The 15,292-nt window shown below is 59.1% G+C and carries 15 protein-coding genes and 1 pseudogene; 9 read left to right on the top strand and 7 right to left on the bottom strand.

The window, feature by feature from the left end; genetic code table 11:
• Window positions 1-22 precede the first annotated feature (22 nt).
• The 5 genes from AC5I49_RS03780 to AC5I49_RS03760 all read left to right on the top strand — a co-directional run bounded on the left by AC5I49_RS03780 (window position 23) and on the right by AC5I49_RS03760 (window position 5,799).
• The gene (locus AC5I49_RS03780; protein WP_047219023.1) at window positions 23-880 is read left to right on the top strand and encodes a CbbQ/NirQ/NorQ/GpvN family protein; all 858 of its coding nucleotides are present in this window, start codon (window positions 23-25) and stop codon (window positions 878-880) included.
• Window positions 881-892: 12 nt separating this feature from the next.
• Window positions 893-2,617, top strand: coding sequence for a nitric oxide reductase activation protein NorD (locus AC5I49_RS03775; protein ID WP_495788854.1), 1,725 nt, complete (start codon window positions 893-895; stop codon window positions 2,615-2,617).
• An 80-nt stretch (window positions 2,618-2,697) separates the two neighbouring features.
• Complete coding sequence (locus AC5I49_RS03770; protein ID WP_016445955.1) at window positions 2,698-3,846, top strand: transporter substrate-binding domain-containing protein; 1,149 nt, start codon at window positions 2,698-2,700, stop codon at window positions 3,844-3,846.
• Window positions 3,847-3,848: 2 nt separating this feature from the next.
• On the top strand, window positions 3,849-4,538 hold the full coding sequence (locus tag AC5I49_RS03765) for an ANTAR domain-containing response regulator (protein ID WP_495788853.1): 690 nt from the start codon (window positions 3,849-3,851) through the stop codon (window positions 4,536-4,538).
• A gap of 232 nt (window positions 4,539-4,770) precedes the next feature.
• On the top strand, window positions 4,771-5,799 hold the full coding sequence (locus AC5I49_RS03760; RefSeq protein ID WP_343739727.1) for a hypothetical protein: 1,029 nt from the start codon (window positions 4,771-4,773) through the stop codon (window positions 5,797-5,799).
• Window positions 5,800-6,383: 584 nt separating this feature from the next.
• On the opposite strand, the gene AC5I49_RS03755 is transcribed toward AC5I49_RS03760, so the two are convergent.
• A complete protein-coding gene (locus tag AC5I49_RS03755) occupies window positions 6,384-7,310 on the bottom strand; it encodes a BclA C-terminal domain-containing protein (RefSeq protein ID WP_374005233.1) in 927 nt (308 codons plus the stop codon).
• A gap of 27 nt (window positions 7,311-7,337) precedes the next feature.
• Entirely contained in the window at window positions 7,338-8,144 is an 807-nt protein-coding gene (locus tag AC5I49_RS03750; protein ID WP_495788852.1) for an IPTL-CTERM sorting domain-containing protein, read from the bottom strand.
• 142 nt (window positions 8,145-8,286) lie between these two features.
• Here AC5I49_RS03750 and AC5I49_RS03745 point away from each other — a divergent pair, with 142 nt between their 5' ends.
• On the top strand, window positions 8,287-8,424 hold the full coding sequence (locus AC5I49_RS03745; protein WP_495788851.1) for a hypothetical protein: 138 nt from the start codon (window positions 8,287-8,289) through the stop codon (window positions 8,422-8,424).
• A gap of 76 nt (window positions 8,425-8,500) precedes the next feature.
• Here the strand turns inward: AC5I49_RS03745 and AC5I49_RS03740 are convergent, their stop codons facing one another.
• Window positions 8,501-9,640, bottom strand: a complete 1,140-nt coding sequence (locus AC5I49_RS03740; protein WP_495788850.1) for an SH2 domain-containing protein — start codon at window positions 9,638-9,640, stop codon at window positions 8,501-8,503.
• 199 nt (window positions 9,641-9,839) lie between these two features.
• Entirely contained in the window at window positions 9,840-10,184 is a 345-nt protein-coding gene (locus AC5I49_RS03735) for a hypothetical protein (RefSeq protein ID WP_151020288.1), read from the bottom strand.
• Between the two features lie 188 nt (window positions 10,185-10,372).
• Between AC5I49_RS03735 and AC5I49_RS03730 the strand changes: the two are divergent.
• A pseudogene (locus AC5I49_RS03730) lies at window positions 10,373-10,783 on the top strand (hypothetical protein); the annotation flags it as partial.
• A gap of 57 nt (window positions 10,784-10,840) precedes the next feature.
• A complete protein-coding gene (locus AC5I49_RS03725; RefSeq protein WP_495788927.1) occupies window positions 10,841-12,307 on the top strand; it encodes an IPTL-CTERM sorting domain-containing protein in 1,467 nt (488 codons plus the stop codon).
• Between the two features lie 60 nt (window positions 12,308-12,367).
• Here the strand turns inward: AC5I49_RS03725 and AC5I49_RS03720 are convergent, their stop codons facing one another.
• Window positions 12,368-12,646 carry a hypothetical protein gene (locus AC5I49_RS03720; protein WP_016445950.1) on the bottom strand — a complete coding sequence of 93 codons (279 nt, stop codon included), beginning with the start codon at window positions 12,644-12,646 and terminating at the stop codon, window positions 12,368-12,370.
• A 130-nt stretch (window positions 12,647-12,776) separates the two neighbouring features.
• Between AC5I49_RS03720 and AC5I49_RS03715 the strand changes: the two genes are divergently transcribed.
• Complete coding sequence (locus AC5I49_RS03715; RefSeq protein WP_495788849.1) at window positions 12,777-13,304, top strand: hypothetical protein; 528 nt, start codon at window positions 12,777-12,779, stop codon at window positions 13,302-13,304.
• 42 nt (window positions 13,305-13,346) lie between these two features.
• Here the strand turns inward: AC5I49_RS03715 and AC5I49_RS03710 are convergent, their stop codons facing one another.
• Together AC5I49_RS03710 and AC5I49_RS03705 are read right to left on the bottom strand one after the other, a co-directional pair.
• The gene (locus AC5I49_RS03710) at window positions 13,347-14,768 is read right to left on the bottom strand and encodes an HD domain-containing phosphohydrolase (RefSeq protein ID WP_495788848.1); all 1,422 of its coding nucleotides are present in this window, start codon (window positions 14,766-14,768) and stop codon (window positions 13,347-13,349) included.
• Window positions 14,769-14,841: 73 nt separating this feature from the next.
• Entirely contained in the window at window positions 14,842-15,009 is a 168-nt protein-coding gene (locus AC5I49_RS03705) for a hypothetical protein (protein WP_156493777.1), read from the bottom strand.
• Between the last annotated feature and the right edge of the window lie 283 nt (window positions 15,010-15,292).

The following is a 15,292-nucleotide window of genomic DNA, read 5'->3' as shown; positions in this document are numbered from 1 at the left end:
CACGGAAAGGTGAAGAGTGAAGATGAGCACGACAACAACCACAGGCCCGCTGCACGCTCCTGCCAGCCAGGCCGCCGACCCGCTGGCGGCCTACCGCATCGAGGAAGAGCCCTTCTACCGCCCTTCGGGCCGCGAAGTGCAGCTGTACCGGCAGGCCTACCAGCACCGCATGCCGCTCATCCTCAAGGGCCCCACGGGCTGCGGCAAGACGCGCTTTGTGGAGTACATGGCGTGGGCGCTCAAGCGCCCCCTGGTCACGCTGGCCTGCAACGAGGACATGACGGCCTCCGACCTGGTGGGCCGCTACCTGCTGGATGCCGACGGCACGGCCTGGCACGACGGCCCGCTGACCCTTGCCGTGCGCCACGGCGGCATCTGCTATCTGGACGAGGTGGTGGAGGCCCGCCAGGACACCACGGTCGTCATTCACCCGCTGACCGATGCGCGCCGTGCCCTGCCGCTGGACAAGAAGGGCGAGGTGGTGCATGCCCATCCCGACTTCCAGCTGGTGGTCTCCTACAACCCCGGCTACCAGAGCAGCGCCAAGGACATGAAGCCATCGACCCGCCAGCGCTTCGCGGCCCTGGACTTCGACTACCCGGCGCCCGAGATCGAGGCGGACATCGTGGCCCACGAGACCGGCATTGCCCCGGCCACCGCTCGCAGCCTGGTCAGCCTGGCACGCAGCACGCGCGAACTGCGCCACCGGGGCCTGGATGAAGGCGCCTCCACCCGCATGCTGATCTACGCAGGCCTGCTGATGCGCGACGGCGTCTCGGTGCACGACAGCTGCGACATGACCATCACCAGCGCCCTGACCGACGACCCCGACACCGCCGCCGCGCTGCGCCAGTTGGTCGCAGCCGAGTTCGGCGCCTGAGGTCAGCACGCCATGCCAGCCCCTGCCCTTGCACTGTCCGAAGACACCCGCCTGCTCCACAGGCTGAGCTTGCTGGCCAGCGGCTTGGCGCGCCGCAGCGTCACCGTGCAGCCGCTCACGCGCGTCACGGCCTCGGCCACGACCATGGCCGCGCAGGCGCTACCCCCGCGCGCCGTGCTGACAAGCGCGCCGGCCCGCCTGCTGCTCCCGCATGGCCTGGCCGTCCAGGAAGACCGGCACGCTGCCATGGTGGCCCATGCCGCAGCCCACCTGCGCTTTTCGCCCGCCCGCCAGAACAGCGGCGCCCTCAAGCCCATGGGCCAGGCCGTGGTGGCCGCACTGGAAGATGCGCGCGTGGAACGGCTGCTGTGCCTGCAGCACCCTGGCGTGCGCCGCTGGTTCGAGGCCTGCATCGCGCCCGAGCCCGACCCATCCGACCTGGGCTTTGCCGCCTTCATGGCCCGACTGGACCGCATGCTGCTGTGGCCAGGCCGTATGGACGGCAACCACTGGATCCACAAGGCCCGTGACCTGTTCGAGGACACCGCCACGCGCCATGGCCTGGAGGACTACGCCGCATTCCGGGCCATTGCCTCCATCCTGGCCAACGACCTGGGCCAGATGCGCGTGCGCATGGACCCGCAGCACCATGCCGTGCCCAGCATTTACCGTGATGACAACAGCTATCTCTGGCAGCACTCGGAGTCACCCCAGGACCCGAACGACAGCCTGGCGCTGCAGCAGACCGCAGCACGCGCGGCCCAAAAACCCCCATCCCCCTCCGCCGGACCACAGCCTGGAGGGCCAGAAGGCCCGTCGCCTGACCTGGAACTGTCCCGCCACAGCTACCCCGAATGGGATCGCAGGCTGGAGCGCCTGAAGACGGACTGGTGCACCGTCATCGACACCCTACCGGCCTGGCAGTCCGAAGCAAGGCCGGGCAATGGCGCCACCTCCCGACTGCAGACAATGCCGCCCCTGCCGCTGCCGCCCGCACGCCAGCTGGACCGGCGCCAGCGCCTGCGCCGCCAGTGGGAAGGCGATGACCTGGACTTCAACGCCGCCCTCGAGGTCCAGGTGGACCGCCGCCTGAACCTGCGCCCGGAACCACGCCTTTTCATGCGGGCCGGCAAAGGCCCGCGCCCCACCAGCCTGCTGGTGCTGATGGACGCTTCCGAATCGGTCAACACGCCCGGCCCCCACGGCGCCAGCCTGCTGGAGCTGGAGAAACAGGCGGCCCTCATGCTGGCCGAATCGCGCGCAGGCCACAGAACCGGCGTGGACCGCCTGGCCATCCACGCCTTCTCGTCCAACACGCGCGCCGAGGTCCGCTACCTGCGCCTGCTGGACTTCGGCCAACCCTTTGCCGCAGCAGCGGCCACACGGTTGCAGGCACTGCAGGGGCGCCATTCCACACGCCTGGGCGCCGCCCTGCGCCACGCCAGCAGCCTGCTGGCGGCCGAGCCTGCCGGCCAGCGCCATCTGCTGGTGATCACCGATGGAGCACCCGCCGACATCGACGTGCATGACGACCGCTACCTGATCGAAGACGCGCGCTGCGCCGTGCAGCAGGCCCGCGCCGCAGGCATACGCATCAGTTGCCTGGCCGTTGACAGCCAGGCTGACGGCTATGTGCGCCACATCTTTGGCGGGCGCAACTACGGCATTGCCGACGACGCGCGGCATCTGCCAAGGCGGCTGTCCCAGATGGGCGCAAGGCTCGCAGCCGGCCGCTGACCACGGCAAGCGCCACGGAAATCTCGATTAACCTGAAGCCTGCAAAGAACGCACGCCAGCACCTGGCATACAAGGAACCCATGAACGACCCCGTCAGAGTCGGCATTCTTTACTCGGCCACCGGCACCACATCGACCATCGGCCAGTCCCAGCTGCAGGGCGCGCAGCTGGCCATCGACGAAATCAACGAGTCGGGCGGCCTGCTGGGGCGTGAACTGGTCGCCGTGCGCTACGACCCGGCCTCCACGCCGGCCCGCTATGCGGCGCTGGCCGAGCAGCTCATCGTGCGCGACGGCATCAACGTCATCTTCGGCTGCTACATGTCCAGCAGCCGCAAGGCCGTCATCCCCATCGTCGAGAAGTGGAACCGGCTGCTGTTCTATCCGACGCTCTACGAAGGCTTCGAGTTCTCGGGCAATGTCATCTACACGGGCGCCGCGCCCAACCAGAACAGCGTGCAACTGGCCGACTACATGACCAGCAGCTTCGGCGCGCGGGTCTACCTCATCGGCTCGGACTACATCTATCCCTACGAGTCCAACCGCATCATGGGCGAGCTGGTCATGCAGCACCCGGGCAGCGACAAGCTGGGCGAACACTACCTGCCGCTGGACGCCACCGAGCGCGACTACGCGGCCATCATGCAGGACATCCGCGCAAGGCAGCCGGACTTCATCTTCTCCACCGTGGTCGGCGACTCCACGGCCAGCCTCTACCGCGCCTATGCCGACGCGGGCTTCAATCCGCAGACCATGCCGATTGCCAGCCTCACCACCTCCGAGGCCGAGATCGCCCAGATGGGTGCCGACGTGGCGGCCGGCCACTTCACGGCCGCGCCCTACTTCCAGTCCATCGATTCACCGGCCAATGCGCGCTGCCTGGCCCGGCTGCGCCAGCGCCTGGGCGACGACTGCAGGCCCAACCTGTGCTGGGAAGCCGCCTACTTTCAGATGCACCTGTTCGCCAACGCCTTCCGCCAGGCCGGCAGCGACCGCATCGGCGATCTGCTGCCCCATCTGCTGGGCAGCGAGTTCGACGCGCCCCAGGGCCGCATCCGGCTCGATCCCGGCAACCACCACACCTGGCTGTACCCGCGCGTGGGCCGCGCCAATGCCCAAGGCGGCTTCACCATCGTGCGCCAGGCCACCCGGGCCGTCTCGCCCGACCCCTATCTGGTCACCCATTCACTGGGCGACTGGACCGCCAGCCTCGGTGCCCTGGAGAACTGAGCGTGGATGCCGCCCCGAACAAGGACGCAGGCAGCGCTGCCACAGGCCGGCCGCTGCTGGAAAGAAAACCGCTGCTGCGTGCCACCTCGCCCCAACTGAAGGAACTGCGCCAGCTGCGCATTGCCGTCGTCCACCCCGACGACGCGGACGGCCGACTGCTGGCCCAGCAGCTGCAGCGCATAGGCTGCCAGGTCCAGGCCATCTGGCCGCCCCAGCCCAGCCTGCCCGAGGGCACGGACGTGGTCTTCCTGGCCGTGCGCCCCGATCACCTGCAGTTGAACTACGCCTGGACCCAGGGCGAGGGAGAGAGCCCGCCCACCGCCATCGCCGTGGTCAACTACGAGAACCCCACCATCGTCTCCGCCGTGCTGGAACTGCAAGTGCAGGCCATCCTGCCCTCGCCCATTCGCTCCTTCGGCCTGCTGTCCACCCTGGTGCTGGCGCGCAGAAACCACAAGGAATCACGCCAGCAGCAGCAACGCATCGCCAAGCTCCAGGCCAAGCTGCTGGGCCAGCGCCGCGTGGCCGAAGCCAAGGCCATCCTCATGCAAACCCACCAGATCAACGAAGACCAGGCCTACGAAATGATCCGCGCCCAGGCCATGAGCCGGCGCAGCTCGGTGGAGGAGATTGCCCAGGCCATCGTCCATGCGAGCGAAATACTGTCGCTGGGCAAGGGCGTGGGCCAGTGAAGGGGCCGGGCAGAAACAACGCGGACGAGTGAGGCGCTATTGGCACATCGTCATTGCGTCGGCTGCCAAGTTCAGAAACACCGAGTATTGATGCCGTCAAGGGCGCCGCAGGCCCGTTGACTGCGCCAAGAACAAGGATGACCGGCAAGTGCTTCATTGCCTTGCAAAGGCATAGGCCCAAGCGGCCGGGATGACACAATAGCCTGATCACATCTGAGACCGTGAGAGAGCAATGACAGATCCGAAAAAGTTGCAAGAAGACAGAGAATCGGAAAGCAACATGCTCAAAAATCATCTTGGGCAGAGCCCCACTCCTCCTGCTGATCTCAGCTTACAGGCCGCAGGCCTGAGTGGATCCATCGCAGGACGTGATCACAAAGCCCTGGACAGGATGAGAGCGGCCTTGAATGCAAGCATCTCTGCCTTGTCGCCTGAAGAAATTCTCGGGAATGAAACTGCCCAATCGCCACAGAGCCTTCCGGAACCTGACCTCCAATCGGCAACATCAAGCTCAAAAGGCTCATCGCAATCGCCATCACCGCCGAAAGATATCAATCCATTCCAGCAGCAGGCTTCAGGTGGTTTTGAATATGCTTCGTTTCTCCATTCCTACCCGCATGGAGTAAAAACTCCTGACAAAATATCAAACCATTCCTATATCGCATCAAAAAACTCAAAGCCCGCCAGCCATGCAAACAATAAGACCCGAGAAACCCATGTTTCACCAGGGATTCCCCTCACAGAGTTCAACGCGAAAATCAGCAAATCCAAACCAACCACATCAAACCCTAAGATCAATATCAAGGTTTCAGAAAATCCCATCTCCAAAAATACACCAGATAACGAGATAAAAACTCAAAAAACACCAGACAGCCCCACCAAAAAAATTACTCCAATTCAACCCATACTGCTCAAAGTACGACCCAGCGGGGTAGATACCCCACCCCGCCAACAAATAACAGGATCGACGCCGTTCAGCCACATGCTGGAGGGGCGGCGAAGGGAACAGGAAGAGCGCGAAGACAAAAGAACCGAGTACGCCAGGCGCAGCGCGATAGCTTCGGAAGCTGCACTGCGGGCAGAACGAAATCGCGCGATGGAAGCGCAAAAAGAAGCCGCCTTCTACCGTAATGAGGCCGCCCGTGCAAAGGACGAGGCAATGCTCGCCCGCAAAGGCATGTGGCTGGGACTGATGGTTGCCTTGGCTTGTGTGTGCACTGCCATCCTTGCTTACCTGATAACCGCGCCGCACCTCTGTTGAGCTGCTTTGCACCATGACCCAGTCCAGCCAGCCCCGGACAGGCCACGTCTTTACCCTCCCTAAAATAATTTAGGGTTGCCTGCGCCCTGCCCCTTGGCCGAACCGGCGGCCACCGTCCTCTACGGCGCCGCTGCCGCCGCACGGCGACCATCCTGCCCAGACTGGCGACAGATGGATTGGCCGCCTTCTTAGGGATCGGAACCGCGCGATGCATGGCTGCATTTCACCTGTCACCTGCAAGCAAAGACAGGCGTGCGATGGTGCAAAGCACAAAAGCGCAGGCGCAGCAGAAACTTCAATCGAAACAATGACACACCGCGAATCCCAAGCACCCGCCGCCATGTGGCCCGTTTCACCCATGATGGACTGGATACATTTTTAGAAAAATCTTTTATTTGACAATAACTTACCTTCATCCTCCAGTCACCATGTAGCAACTTTGCTGCACCTGGCAGCTGAGCGGACTTTTAGGGCGAGTATGGCCGCGCTGGGTTCTACAGGCAAAACTGCGACGAGCAATGCTTCAGTAATAATTATCAATAATTTCCAAAGAAAGCTCGCCTGCATGCAGAAGACAAACCAGTCTAATCGCTCAATTTTTCCAAAATAAGCGTAGCGCCATTACCCGCTTGCAAAGTAACTGCTGCAACTATTCCAAAAAACTGAAGATTCAGTGTATCTCCAGCAGCGAGCGCCAAAATTGTTTCACCATCAAATCTTGAAACGGAAATCGAGGGATTCTCCGTAAGCGGAACAACTCCTGTTCCGTTCAACAAAACTCTTACTGAAACAAGTAAAGAGTTGGTGAGTTTTATAGAATACTTAATTCTATATCTGCCACTCGATTGAACGGTGAATAATGTGTTTGCACCATTAGCAAAGAAACCTGAGATGTTCTGCGACTGAGGCAATGGAATATCGGTCCCACCGAGAACCACAGCTATTACAGAACCGCTAGTGTTGTGAGCAGCCATCGAGGTGGCGGTAGTTCCTCCAGCCCCTGCTGGTCCAGTGGGGCCTGTGGGACCAGGCAAGCCAATATCACCCTGCGCCCCCGTCGGACCTTGAAGGCCCGTGGCACCAATGGGGCCTTGAGCGCCTGTCTGGCCCGCTGGGCCTTGAATGCCAATCGGACCTGTGGGGCCCGCCGGTCCTGCCTGGCCGGTGGCTCCGGTCGCGCCCGCCGGTCCTGTGGCACCAGTCGCTCCGGTTGCTCCCGTTGGACCCGGGTTCCCCACAATCGCCCCTGCTGCGCACTTGCCCAGCCGCCCCGTCGCGTCGTCATAGCAGGCCACGCTGCCAGCCTCCGTTGTATTGGACAGGTTGGGCAGATATACATCGCCTGTTTCCATCACCCGGAGCCGCTCTGCATTGCCTGCATTGTTCTTGATGACGAATCCACCATTGGCCGGTGGTGTGATGGTGATGTCGGCGCCGCCAGGAGCCGCCACTGCAGCGCCGCTCAAGACGATGGCCGCGGCGAAAGAGACAGAGCGCAGCGTGAATTTCATGGTTTTCATGGTCTGAATGTGTAGTGGCTAACGTTGTGCAGTGCGGCGCTGACGCCAAAGCGCCAGTCCCATGAGCACAGAGAGAAGGACCAACCCATACTCGCTCAGTGTGGGAATGGCCGCAGCCGATGGGCCGGGACCTGCACCGATCTGCACAGTGGGCGGAACCGTCGCATTGGTGCGTACCACCGTCGCACCGGGACCCAGGTTGATGACCGCAGTGCCGCTGGCAGCCTGCAGCACCACAGGCTGACCAGGCACTCCCTCGACGGTCAGCGTCCCGAGCACGGTGATATTTGCCCCGACAGGCAGCACAAAGGTGCGGCCCGTGCTGCTCCTGATGGTCAGGTTCTGCACGACCAGGGTGCCGCTGAGCTGGCTGGTGTTGCCCGGATCGCAGCCGTCGCGCAGCTCGATCGTGTTGTTGCCGGCATTCAGTGATCCGTTGATCTGCAGGTCACCACCCACCGACAGCGTTCCGCCACTGTTCGTGATGGCGGCGGTACTTGCGAACGTAGCCGAAGAATCGACGGTCAGCGCGCCTCCCAGGTCCAGGGTTCCTTGCATGTCCAGCGCAGAGCAGGACAGGTCCACGGCCCCGCCCGGCGGGACAACCAGAGAGCTGCCCGGTGGATAGGACCACTGGGCCGCTGCGTTGGAGGACAGCATGAGGGCCAAGCCTGCTCCACCCAGACATCGCCAAAGGGAAAACTTCATCAGACAAGTTCCGTTGAACCTGAGCGCAAGGTGCGCACAAGTGAAATGATTGAAAGTGTCAATCATTGTCAACAGAAACAAAAAGTTAAAAATTGAGTTTTTCAACCAAGAAAACATTCGCGTTTGGCACGGGAATCCGCAGCATTGACTCCAGCGGACGGGCTCTGCCGTTCCCGATTCCGGAGGCGCATCGCTAATCCATCTTCTGATTCACGGTCTCAATTGACTGCGTTTAGCAGGGCCATCGCCGCCGCCCATCATGAAGCACATCGATGGAGATAACGCCAAGCTCGAACAGGTCAATGCCGCCATCGGCGGCGCTTTAGGGGGGCTGCGGTATGCATTAACTCGCGGACGGAACTCCGTCGAGGCTGTCAGGCTTGGCACGACGTGCTGATGCCCGCGAACTGAGGCTTCACATGGTCGGCTGATAGCAGAGTGCTTTCGCCTACAAGAGAAGCCTCTCAGCAACCTTACTTTGTCGCGGCCAGTTGGCTGATTCTCTGCATTGCGTTGTAGATTTCGCCAGCCATATACGAAGAAATCTCTTCACTGCTCACACCAGGAACGATGGCAGCGCTTCCCTTGTCAGCGGAGGCAATCCAATGCAGTTTAAACAAAAGCTCCTTCAGATCGGCAGTTTCCATTACATCGGACATCCACCCGTGAAACTCCAGAATGACCTCCGTACGCTTATCGCCATCCTTCGCCAGCTTGCAAAGCTGCTGAAACCAAGACGCATCACGCAGGCATTCTAAGAACTCAAGCACTTCCGGTTGATATACACCCTCCTGTCCATCAACCAAGAACTCTTTCGTCGGCGCAAATGTATCACGGTAGCGGAGGAGCGCCTGCAATTCACCAGCATTGATGTCAAAATCCAACGCTGCTAACTTCTTACGCGGCCCTTTTAACCAGCGCAGTTTCACCTCATGCAAGTCGCTTGCAATGAGCCGCGGAATCTGACTCACATCCTTCTCATACATCTGAATATCCTGAACGAGCAAAGGACGCGTCCCCAGTAAAGTGGTTCTGGCGGCCTCACCAGCGCGGATGATCCAATAAGCTTGTTCCTTATCTTTGGCACTGAAGCTCTTGGAACTCTGAGCAATGAACTGAATGTACTCAGCCATTTTCCAGGCCATCACCGCCCAATAGCGGTGATCTGTCAGCTTTTCTCGGGAAGGCGATTCGTCATGAATATACTCATTCCATGGACCGCTGGGCACAGTTCCGATGGCGGCAACCACTGCGGTTTTTTCACGGGTTCCCAACCATCCATAGCCATGAGCCTTGCCCCCCTCGAAAACACATAGAGCGTAGTCTTTACTGCTCTCCTCTGATTCAAAACGGACGAAGCTTCCATCTCGCACAAAAGCAGCCAGCGCCTCAAACTGTTCGGATACCTGTTTGGTTATTTTATCAACATCAATCTCATCAATTGTCAGCAGAGTTTTTTGATATTTTCCATGCCAGCCAATAGCTGCCATTGCGGCATCCAACGGCATATCCTCTGCAATCCATCCCTTGTCCTGCAGAAGCTTGGAAATCTCCTTGCCTTGCTTCTTGGCAATCTTGATATTGATTTCAGTCTGACGAAAAGCGATACCCATTGCCAATTTCCTCTGAATATTTATCGCAAGCCTTGACACAGCTTCAGGCGCACGCATGAAACGCCCTCCCAGGCGCATGCGTTCAAGTTACGAACGCAGCTTCCCGCAGACGGAATATAGCCTCAGAGCACCCTCCGGAAGTTGACGCTTTGTCCAGTCATCACCACCTGCGGATCTATTCTCAAGCTAAGCCAGCCATTCAGAAACGATCATTCCTCGGGCGCCGAGGAGTTCGAATAATGGCTCTCAGTCCTGCCGTATTTCTTGGCAGTCGCAGTGAGCGCACAAGGGCCGTGGGCCGCTCGGACGCCCTGCGTTCCGCGCAGACCTCGCTGCGTACCGCCTCCTTGCGTACCGACTGCTCGGCCTTGTCCTGGATGCGCTCCGACAGCACCCAGCTCCAGTCATCACTCTCAGCGCCTTGCGGATCGCCCCCCTGGCTGATGTCCTGCCCTGCTGCGATCTGCCTCAGGCCCTGGATGCCGACCCTGTAGTACTGCTCGATGCGTTCCCACTGCGGAAACTGCTTGTATTCCTTGCTCATCCCCCGAAGCTGGCAGGCTTGGGACGAACGCCGCAGGACCAGGCCGCCTAGCCGGAGTAACTACCAAGTTTCAGTGATAGACACAATATACACAAATTCATACAATTTGCAGCGCGTTTGGTCATCAAACAAAAGTTCAGCAAACAGAGCTAGAGAGATTGCGCCGATCTCCAAAGTAAGGGAACAACATGTCTTCTGGGGTTTTCCGCACATGGGTGCTAGGCGGCATCTTTGCTCTTGTCACCTACACCGGCTCTGCAAGCGCACAGCTGATCTTGTCCGCGTCCCACACCGATGCCTCTTGTAACGGGGCAAACAACGGCACGGCCACTGCCCAAATCACCCAGAACGGTGTTGCGCCCTTCACCTACTCATGGAGCCCCTCTGGAGGCACAAACGCTACCGCAACAGGTCTCATAGCAGGCAACTATACAGTTACGGTTACTGACAATAACGGCCTGCAAGGAACAGCGTCTACGACCGTTGGACAGCCTGAAACATTGTCAGGCACGCAGTCGCAGATCAATCCCGTTGGAGGCAACAACGGTAGCGCAACAGTTGTCGCGACAGGGGGAACTCCTGGCTACACTTACTCATGGACCCCCTCCGGTGGCGCAGCGGCAACCGCGACAGGACTGGCTCCCGGTCAATATTCGGTGACCATCACAGACTCCAAAGCCTGCCAAACCACGCTGAGCTACACGCTTGTAGCTCCTGCCGCCTCAGTGCAATCAGTAAGCGTTCCCCCCGACGGAACCTATAGTGCTGGACAGAACCTGCAGTTCACTGTGACCTACAGCGCTCCCGTGACCGTCACAGCTGGCGGCACGCCCTCAATTCCTTTGACGATTGGTTCAACTCTGCGGCAAGCGAACTTCGTCGGTGGCAGCAACAGCTCCGCCCTGACCTTCATATATACCGTGCAGCCAGGTGATGTTGACGCAAATGGAGTGTCGTTAGGAACCGCTATCGATCTCAACGGGAGCACGATGACGAGCGGAGGCACCAACGTTGTGCTGAATTTGGCGAACGTAGGCGCCACGACCGGCGTACTGGTGAATGGACAGCAAAACCAGAACATCACGTTCCCAAACCCCGGCGACCAAACTTTCGGCACAACGCCAACACTGACCGCGACGGCCAGCTCCAGCCTGCCGGTGGCCTTCAGCGCAAACACAACTGCGGTATGCACGGTCACCACGGGCGGCACGCTGACTTTTGTGAACACAGGCTCTTGCACCGTTGATGCGAACCAAAGTGGTAACGCAAGCTACCTGCCTGCATCACAGGTGTCTCAAACCTTCATGGTGAATGCAGCGGCACCCGGAGCCCCCACCATCGGCAACATCGCTGCAGACGACGGGCAGGCTACGGTAACCTTCACTGCACCTGCTTCCAATGGCGGCGCGCCCATCACAGGCTATACCGTGATCGCGACCCCCGTGGCCGTGCCCGGTGCGCCTGGTGTGATCACTCAGCAAGGAACGACATCCCCCATTGTCGTGGCTGGCCTGAGCAATGGCTTCACCTATAACTTCACGGTCGCAGCCTCCAACGGGACAACCGGTGCAGCCTCTGCAAGCACACAAGCCACGCCCCGCAAACTGCAACTGGTGAGCGCGCCCGGCAGCGTGCCTGGCATGACCGGCATACCGTCTGCCACGATGTCCGGCGGCGGCACCACTTGCACGCTGCAACCTGGCGGCGGCTTCGGACCTGTGACCTCCACCCCACCGAACCTGCAAGCGCCCAGCGGACAATTCGCTTTCAGCGCCGAAAACTGCACCGGATCTGTGACGATGACTCTCACCTATCCCAGCGCTCTCCCCGAAGGCGTGCAGTTCCGCAAGCCCGATGGTGTCGGCGGCTGGTTTGACCCTGCGACCGCGCTGAACGTGATCGTGGACAGCGCGCGCACCACGGTGACCTACACCATCACGGACAACGGCCCTGGTGACACCAACCCTGCCGTGGGCGTGATCGCCGATCCGCTCGTGCCCGTGCTGGCAGCAGCCCCAGCAGGCGGCGCAGCAGCCGTTCCCACGCTCAGCGAATGGGGCGCCATCCTGATGTCTGCCCTGCTGGCAATATTCGGCCTGCGCCGCATGCGCCGCCAGCGCTGATGCAGGCCTGACCTGAAAAAGCAAGGCCCGCAACTGCGGGCCTTTTCTTTGTCCGGGCGTCTACAGGCGGCGCGCGGCGATCAGCAGGCGCTCGGCCAGCGTGGGCTTTGCAGCCAATCGTCCTGCCGTTCCCAATACACCGTCGCGGCCCGTGGCTGCGCGCGCTATCAGTGCCGTGCCCAGCGCACCACTCACAAGGCGGCCCATGCCACTTTCCGCGCGCCGGGCATGGCGCAGCGCCAAGAGGCCGGCACCGAGCACAAGCCAATGCTCTCCCGTGAATCCCTTGCGAGAGTCATCCCACTTGCGCAGGTCCTGGATCTTTTCTGAAATCGCCATTCATTGCTCCTGTTGCTTCAGAGCTGTCATGGTGTGCCAGCAACAGGCTGCAGGCTGTCGGTCCCTGGGCAAGATTCCGGTGGCGAGAGTCCTACGGACGCGCAGCGAGGACCGGCTCCAGCAATCCCGCTTGATGCGCTCCCACTGCGGCGCCTGCATGTGTTCCTTGCTCATCCTGCCGAAGGTGGCAGCCTTGGTAGGCACGACGTCGAGATTTACGCCAAGTGACCATCCGTGTTTCCACGTATATCCAGATATTACTCTTGCCAGGCGCGATTTTGATAATAAATTATCAAAATCAATTACTTTGTCAAATTTTGCATCAATTGAAATATCGGGCGGCTTTCATAATAACATTTCATGCTCAAGGATTGGCATGGTGGCGCCAATAATAAATCACAGCACAGCGAGGCATAAAATGATCGAAGGCGGATGGTGGAAAGCCTATACAAAAAATGGCCGGTATATAGGAATAATCGAAGGAGATGAATTCATAGTCGGAAAAACGAGGATTTTATATAGAATAAGCAAAAACAAGCTGTATTCAACAGAAGTACCGCCTTCACTTATAGCTGACATATCAGAAAAACAAGCAATTACAACCAATGGAGAAATTCTACTCAAATTCTCAAAAACAACCAGAGAGCGAAGGCTATAAAAAACTGGACCAAGTCCAGACCAAAATAATTACTCAATCCAATCAAACAGCCGTCGCTACAGCACGAATTGGAAACTTTCGACCAAGATCAACACGCAATTGCATTCTGCGTATCAACTCTGGCGTCAAAACTCGACCTGCTGTAAGCAAGACCAAGCCTTCCCTCGATACGAAGTCTTGAGCCAAAATCATCCCTGGCCTCAATTCTGAACAGGGAACATTAATTGGAGCCGGGTCGGGAGCAGGGGTCGCCTGAATCACAATTTGCAAGAAAGCATCCACAACCTCTGGATCAAATTGTGCTCCTCTACTATGCGAAATGAGCGTTCTTGCCTCTGCGCAAGTTAGCGGCTTACTGCTCAAATGCCCCACCATCAGGTCATCGTAAAAATCAGCAACCGCAATTATGCGAGCACCTATTGGAATATCCTTCCCCTTTAGGCCATCAGGGTAACCTGCTCCATCGAATCGCTCATGGTGAGACCTGACGAGAGTAGCGACAAGATGCGCATCATCTATCGACAGAAGCAGTTGCTCTCCCAAACTGCTATGGTTTCTATACTTATCCAGTTCCTCATGACTTAAACTTGGGACGGGCTTGCTTAACATCCCATCGGGAAGAGTAATATGAGCGATATCATGAATGAGCGCAGCGACAAAAGCATTCTGCTGCTCTGCTTCACTTAGCTGCATAATACTTGCGGTTCGGCGGGTTAGATCCGCAACGCGTCTTGAATGTCCGGCAAGTATCCCCCCTCGCCACTCAAGCAGATTTGAAAACATTCGGATCGATGCGACGAAGCTTTTTTTAAGTTTCCTATGCGCCTCCAACAATTCGTCGTCATGCTCATGGGCAGTCAGCTCAACAGCTGCATTTAGTTCTGCCAACTCCTTCGTCAGCGCTCTATTTTTTTGCTCTAGCCGAATATTCTCATAGCGTGTAATTTTTTGATCATTCAGTTGCTCAATGACAGCCAAAAATTGCTCACTATTCCAAGGTTTGACTATATGGCGGTGCAAGCCCAGCAACCGACCAAGGCCTTTCGTAATTGCCACGGGACTGCATTCCGAAAGAAAAATCACGAACAGATCAGGGGACTGCCCAACGAGATTTTCCAGCCACTGCCCACCATCCTTGTCAATTACACGCGTATTGCATATCAACAAATCAATTCGTCCACCAGCAAACTCAGCCAACGCTTCCGGCGCACTTGCCGCCATTCGCGTATCATATCCAGCCTGACCGAGCAACAGGCCCAACCCTGAAAAATCTTCCACCTCGCAATCAACCATCAATGCTTGCAACCGCGATTGCGGCGCGAATGATTCTTGCCTCTCTTTAACATTCATTTGGCGTGCCTCCATTTGTCTTATTCGATGCATGGCCTCGCCAATATGCCATCGAAAAGCAATGTGCAGATAGAAATTCTTTAAGATCAAATTTATCCGCTTCTCGCCACTCACTTACATCTAGCTACCATTACCCCAGTTTCGCGCAATGGATGAAATTTGCTCCAGGCAGAGCTCTCACTTGGATTCAAGGCAGTCTTGTCGGCCACGCTTGAAGCCCGGCCGCGTAGGCGGGCACCCGCGTGCGCAGCAGCTTGAGCCTGGCGCGGTCCAGCACCTGCAGCGGCGCATCAATGCCGCGCGCGGCCGAAGCATGCAGGAAGACCTGGCGCAGCCACACCATGTCATTGAGCACGGCGGCGGGCCGGCCTCGTCTTCCGTGCGCCGCTTCTTGGTGTGGCCCATCAGATCCTGCACCGTGAGCTTGGCGGCCTGGAGGTCGGCCCGACCAGAGGCCTGCAGTCGCGCGATGCCGGCCTTTTTGCAACGGCCCCACTCAGTCACGTTTTTGACCGCACTGACATAATCCCGCAGTGGCTCCCCCACTGAAATTTTCTTGCGCACGGCCTGGCGCCTGGCCAGAAGCGTGCTCCTGGTCCATCTCGTGCTCGCGCCTGCGCAGCCACCCATTGGCCAGC

The organism is Delftia sp. (assembly GCF_059499305.1).
The sequence above is the reverse complement of the archived record's forward strand: the minus strand, read 5'-3'. Positions and strand labels throughout refer to the sequence as shown.

What these genes read in the sequence shown, in the direction of transcription:
- AC5I49_RS03780 (WP_047219023.1), top strand. Translation starts at nt 23, where the DNA reads ATGAGCACGACAACAACCACAGGCCCGCTGCACGCTCCTGCCAGCCAG.
- AC5I49_RS03775 (WP_495788854.1), top strand. Translation starts at nt 893, where the DNA reads ATGCCAGCCCCTGCCCTTGCACTGTCCGAAGACACCCGCCTGCTCCAC.
- AC5I49_RS03770 (WP_016445955.1), top strand. Translation starts at nt 2,698, where the DNA reads ATGAACGACCCCGTCAGAGTCGGCATTCTTTACTCGGCCACCGGCACC.
- AC5I49_RS03760 (WP_343739727.1), top strand. Translation starts at nt 4,771, where the DNA reads ATGACAGATCCGAAAAAGTTGCAAGAAGACAGAGAATCGGAAAGCAAC.
- AC5I49_RS03755 (WP_374005233.1), bottom strand. Translation starts at nt 7,310, where the DNA reads ATGAAATTCACGCTGCGCTCTGTCTCTTTCGCCGCGGCCATCGTCTTG.
- AC5I49_RS03750 (WP_495788852.1), bottom strand. Translation starts at nt 8,144, where the DNA reads ATGTTTTCTTGGTTGAAAAACTCAATTTTTAACTTTTTGTTTCTGTTG.
- AC5I49_RS03745 (WP_495788851.1), top strand. Translation starts at nt 8,287, where the DNA reads ATGAAGCACATCGATGGAGATAACGCCAAGCTCGAACAGGTCAATGCC.
- AC5I49_RS03740 (WP_495788850.1), bottom strand. Translation starts at nt 9,640, where the DNA reads ATGGGTATCGCTTTTCGTCAGACTGAAATCAATATCAAGATTGCCAAG.
- AC5I49_RS03735 (WP_151020288.1), bottom strand. Translation starts at nt 10,184, where the DNA reads ATGAGCAAGGAATACAAGCAGTTTCCGCAGTGGGAACGCATCGAGCAG.
- AC5I49_RS03720 (WP_016445950.1), bottom strand. Translation starts at nt 12,646, where the DNA reads ATGGCGATTTCAGAAAAGATCCAGGACCTGCGCAAGTGGGATGACTCT.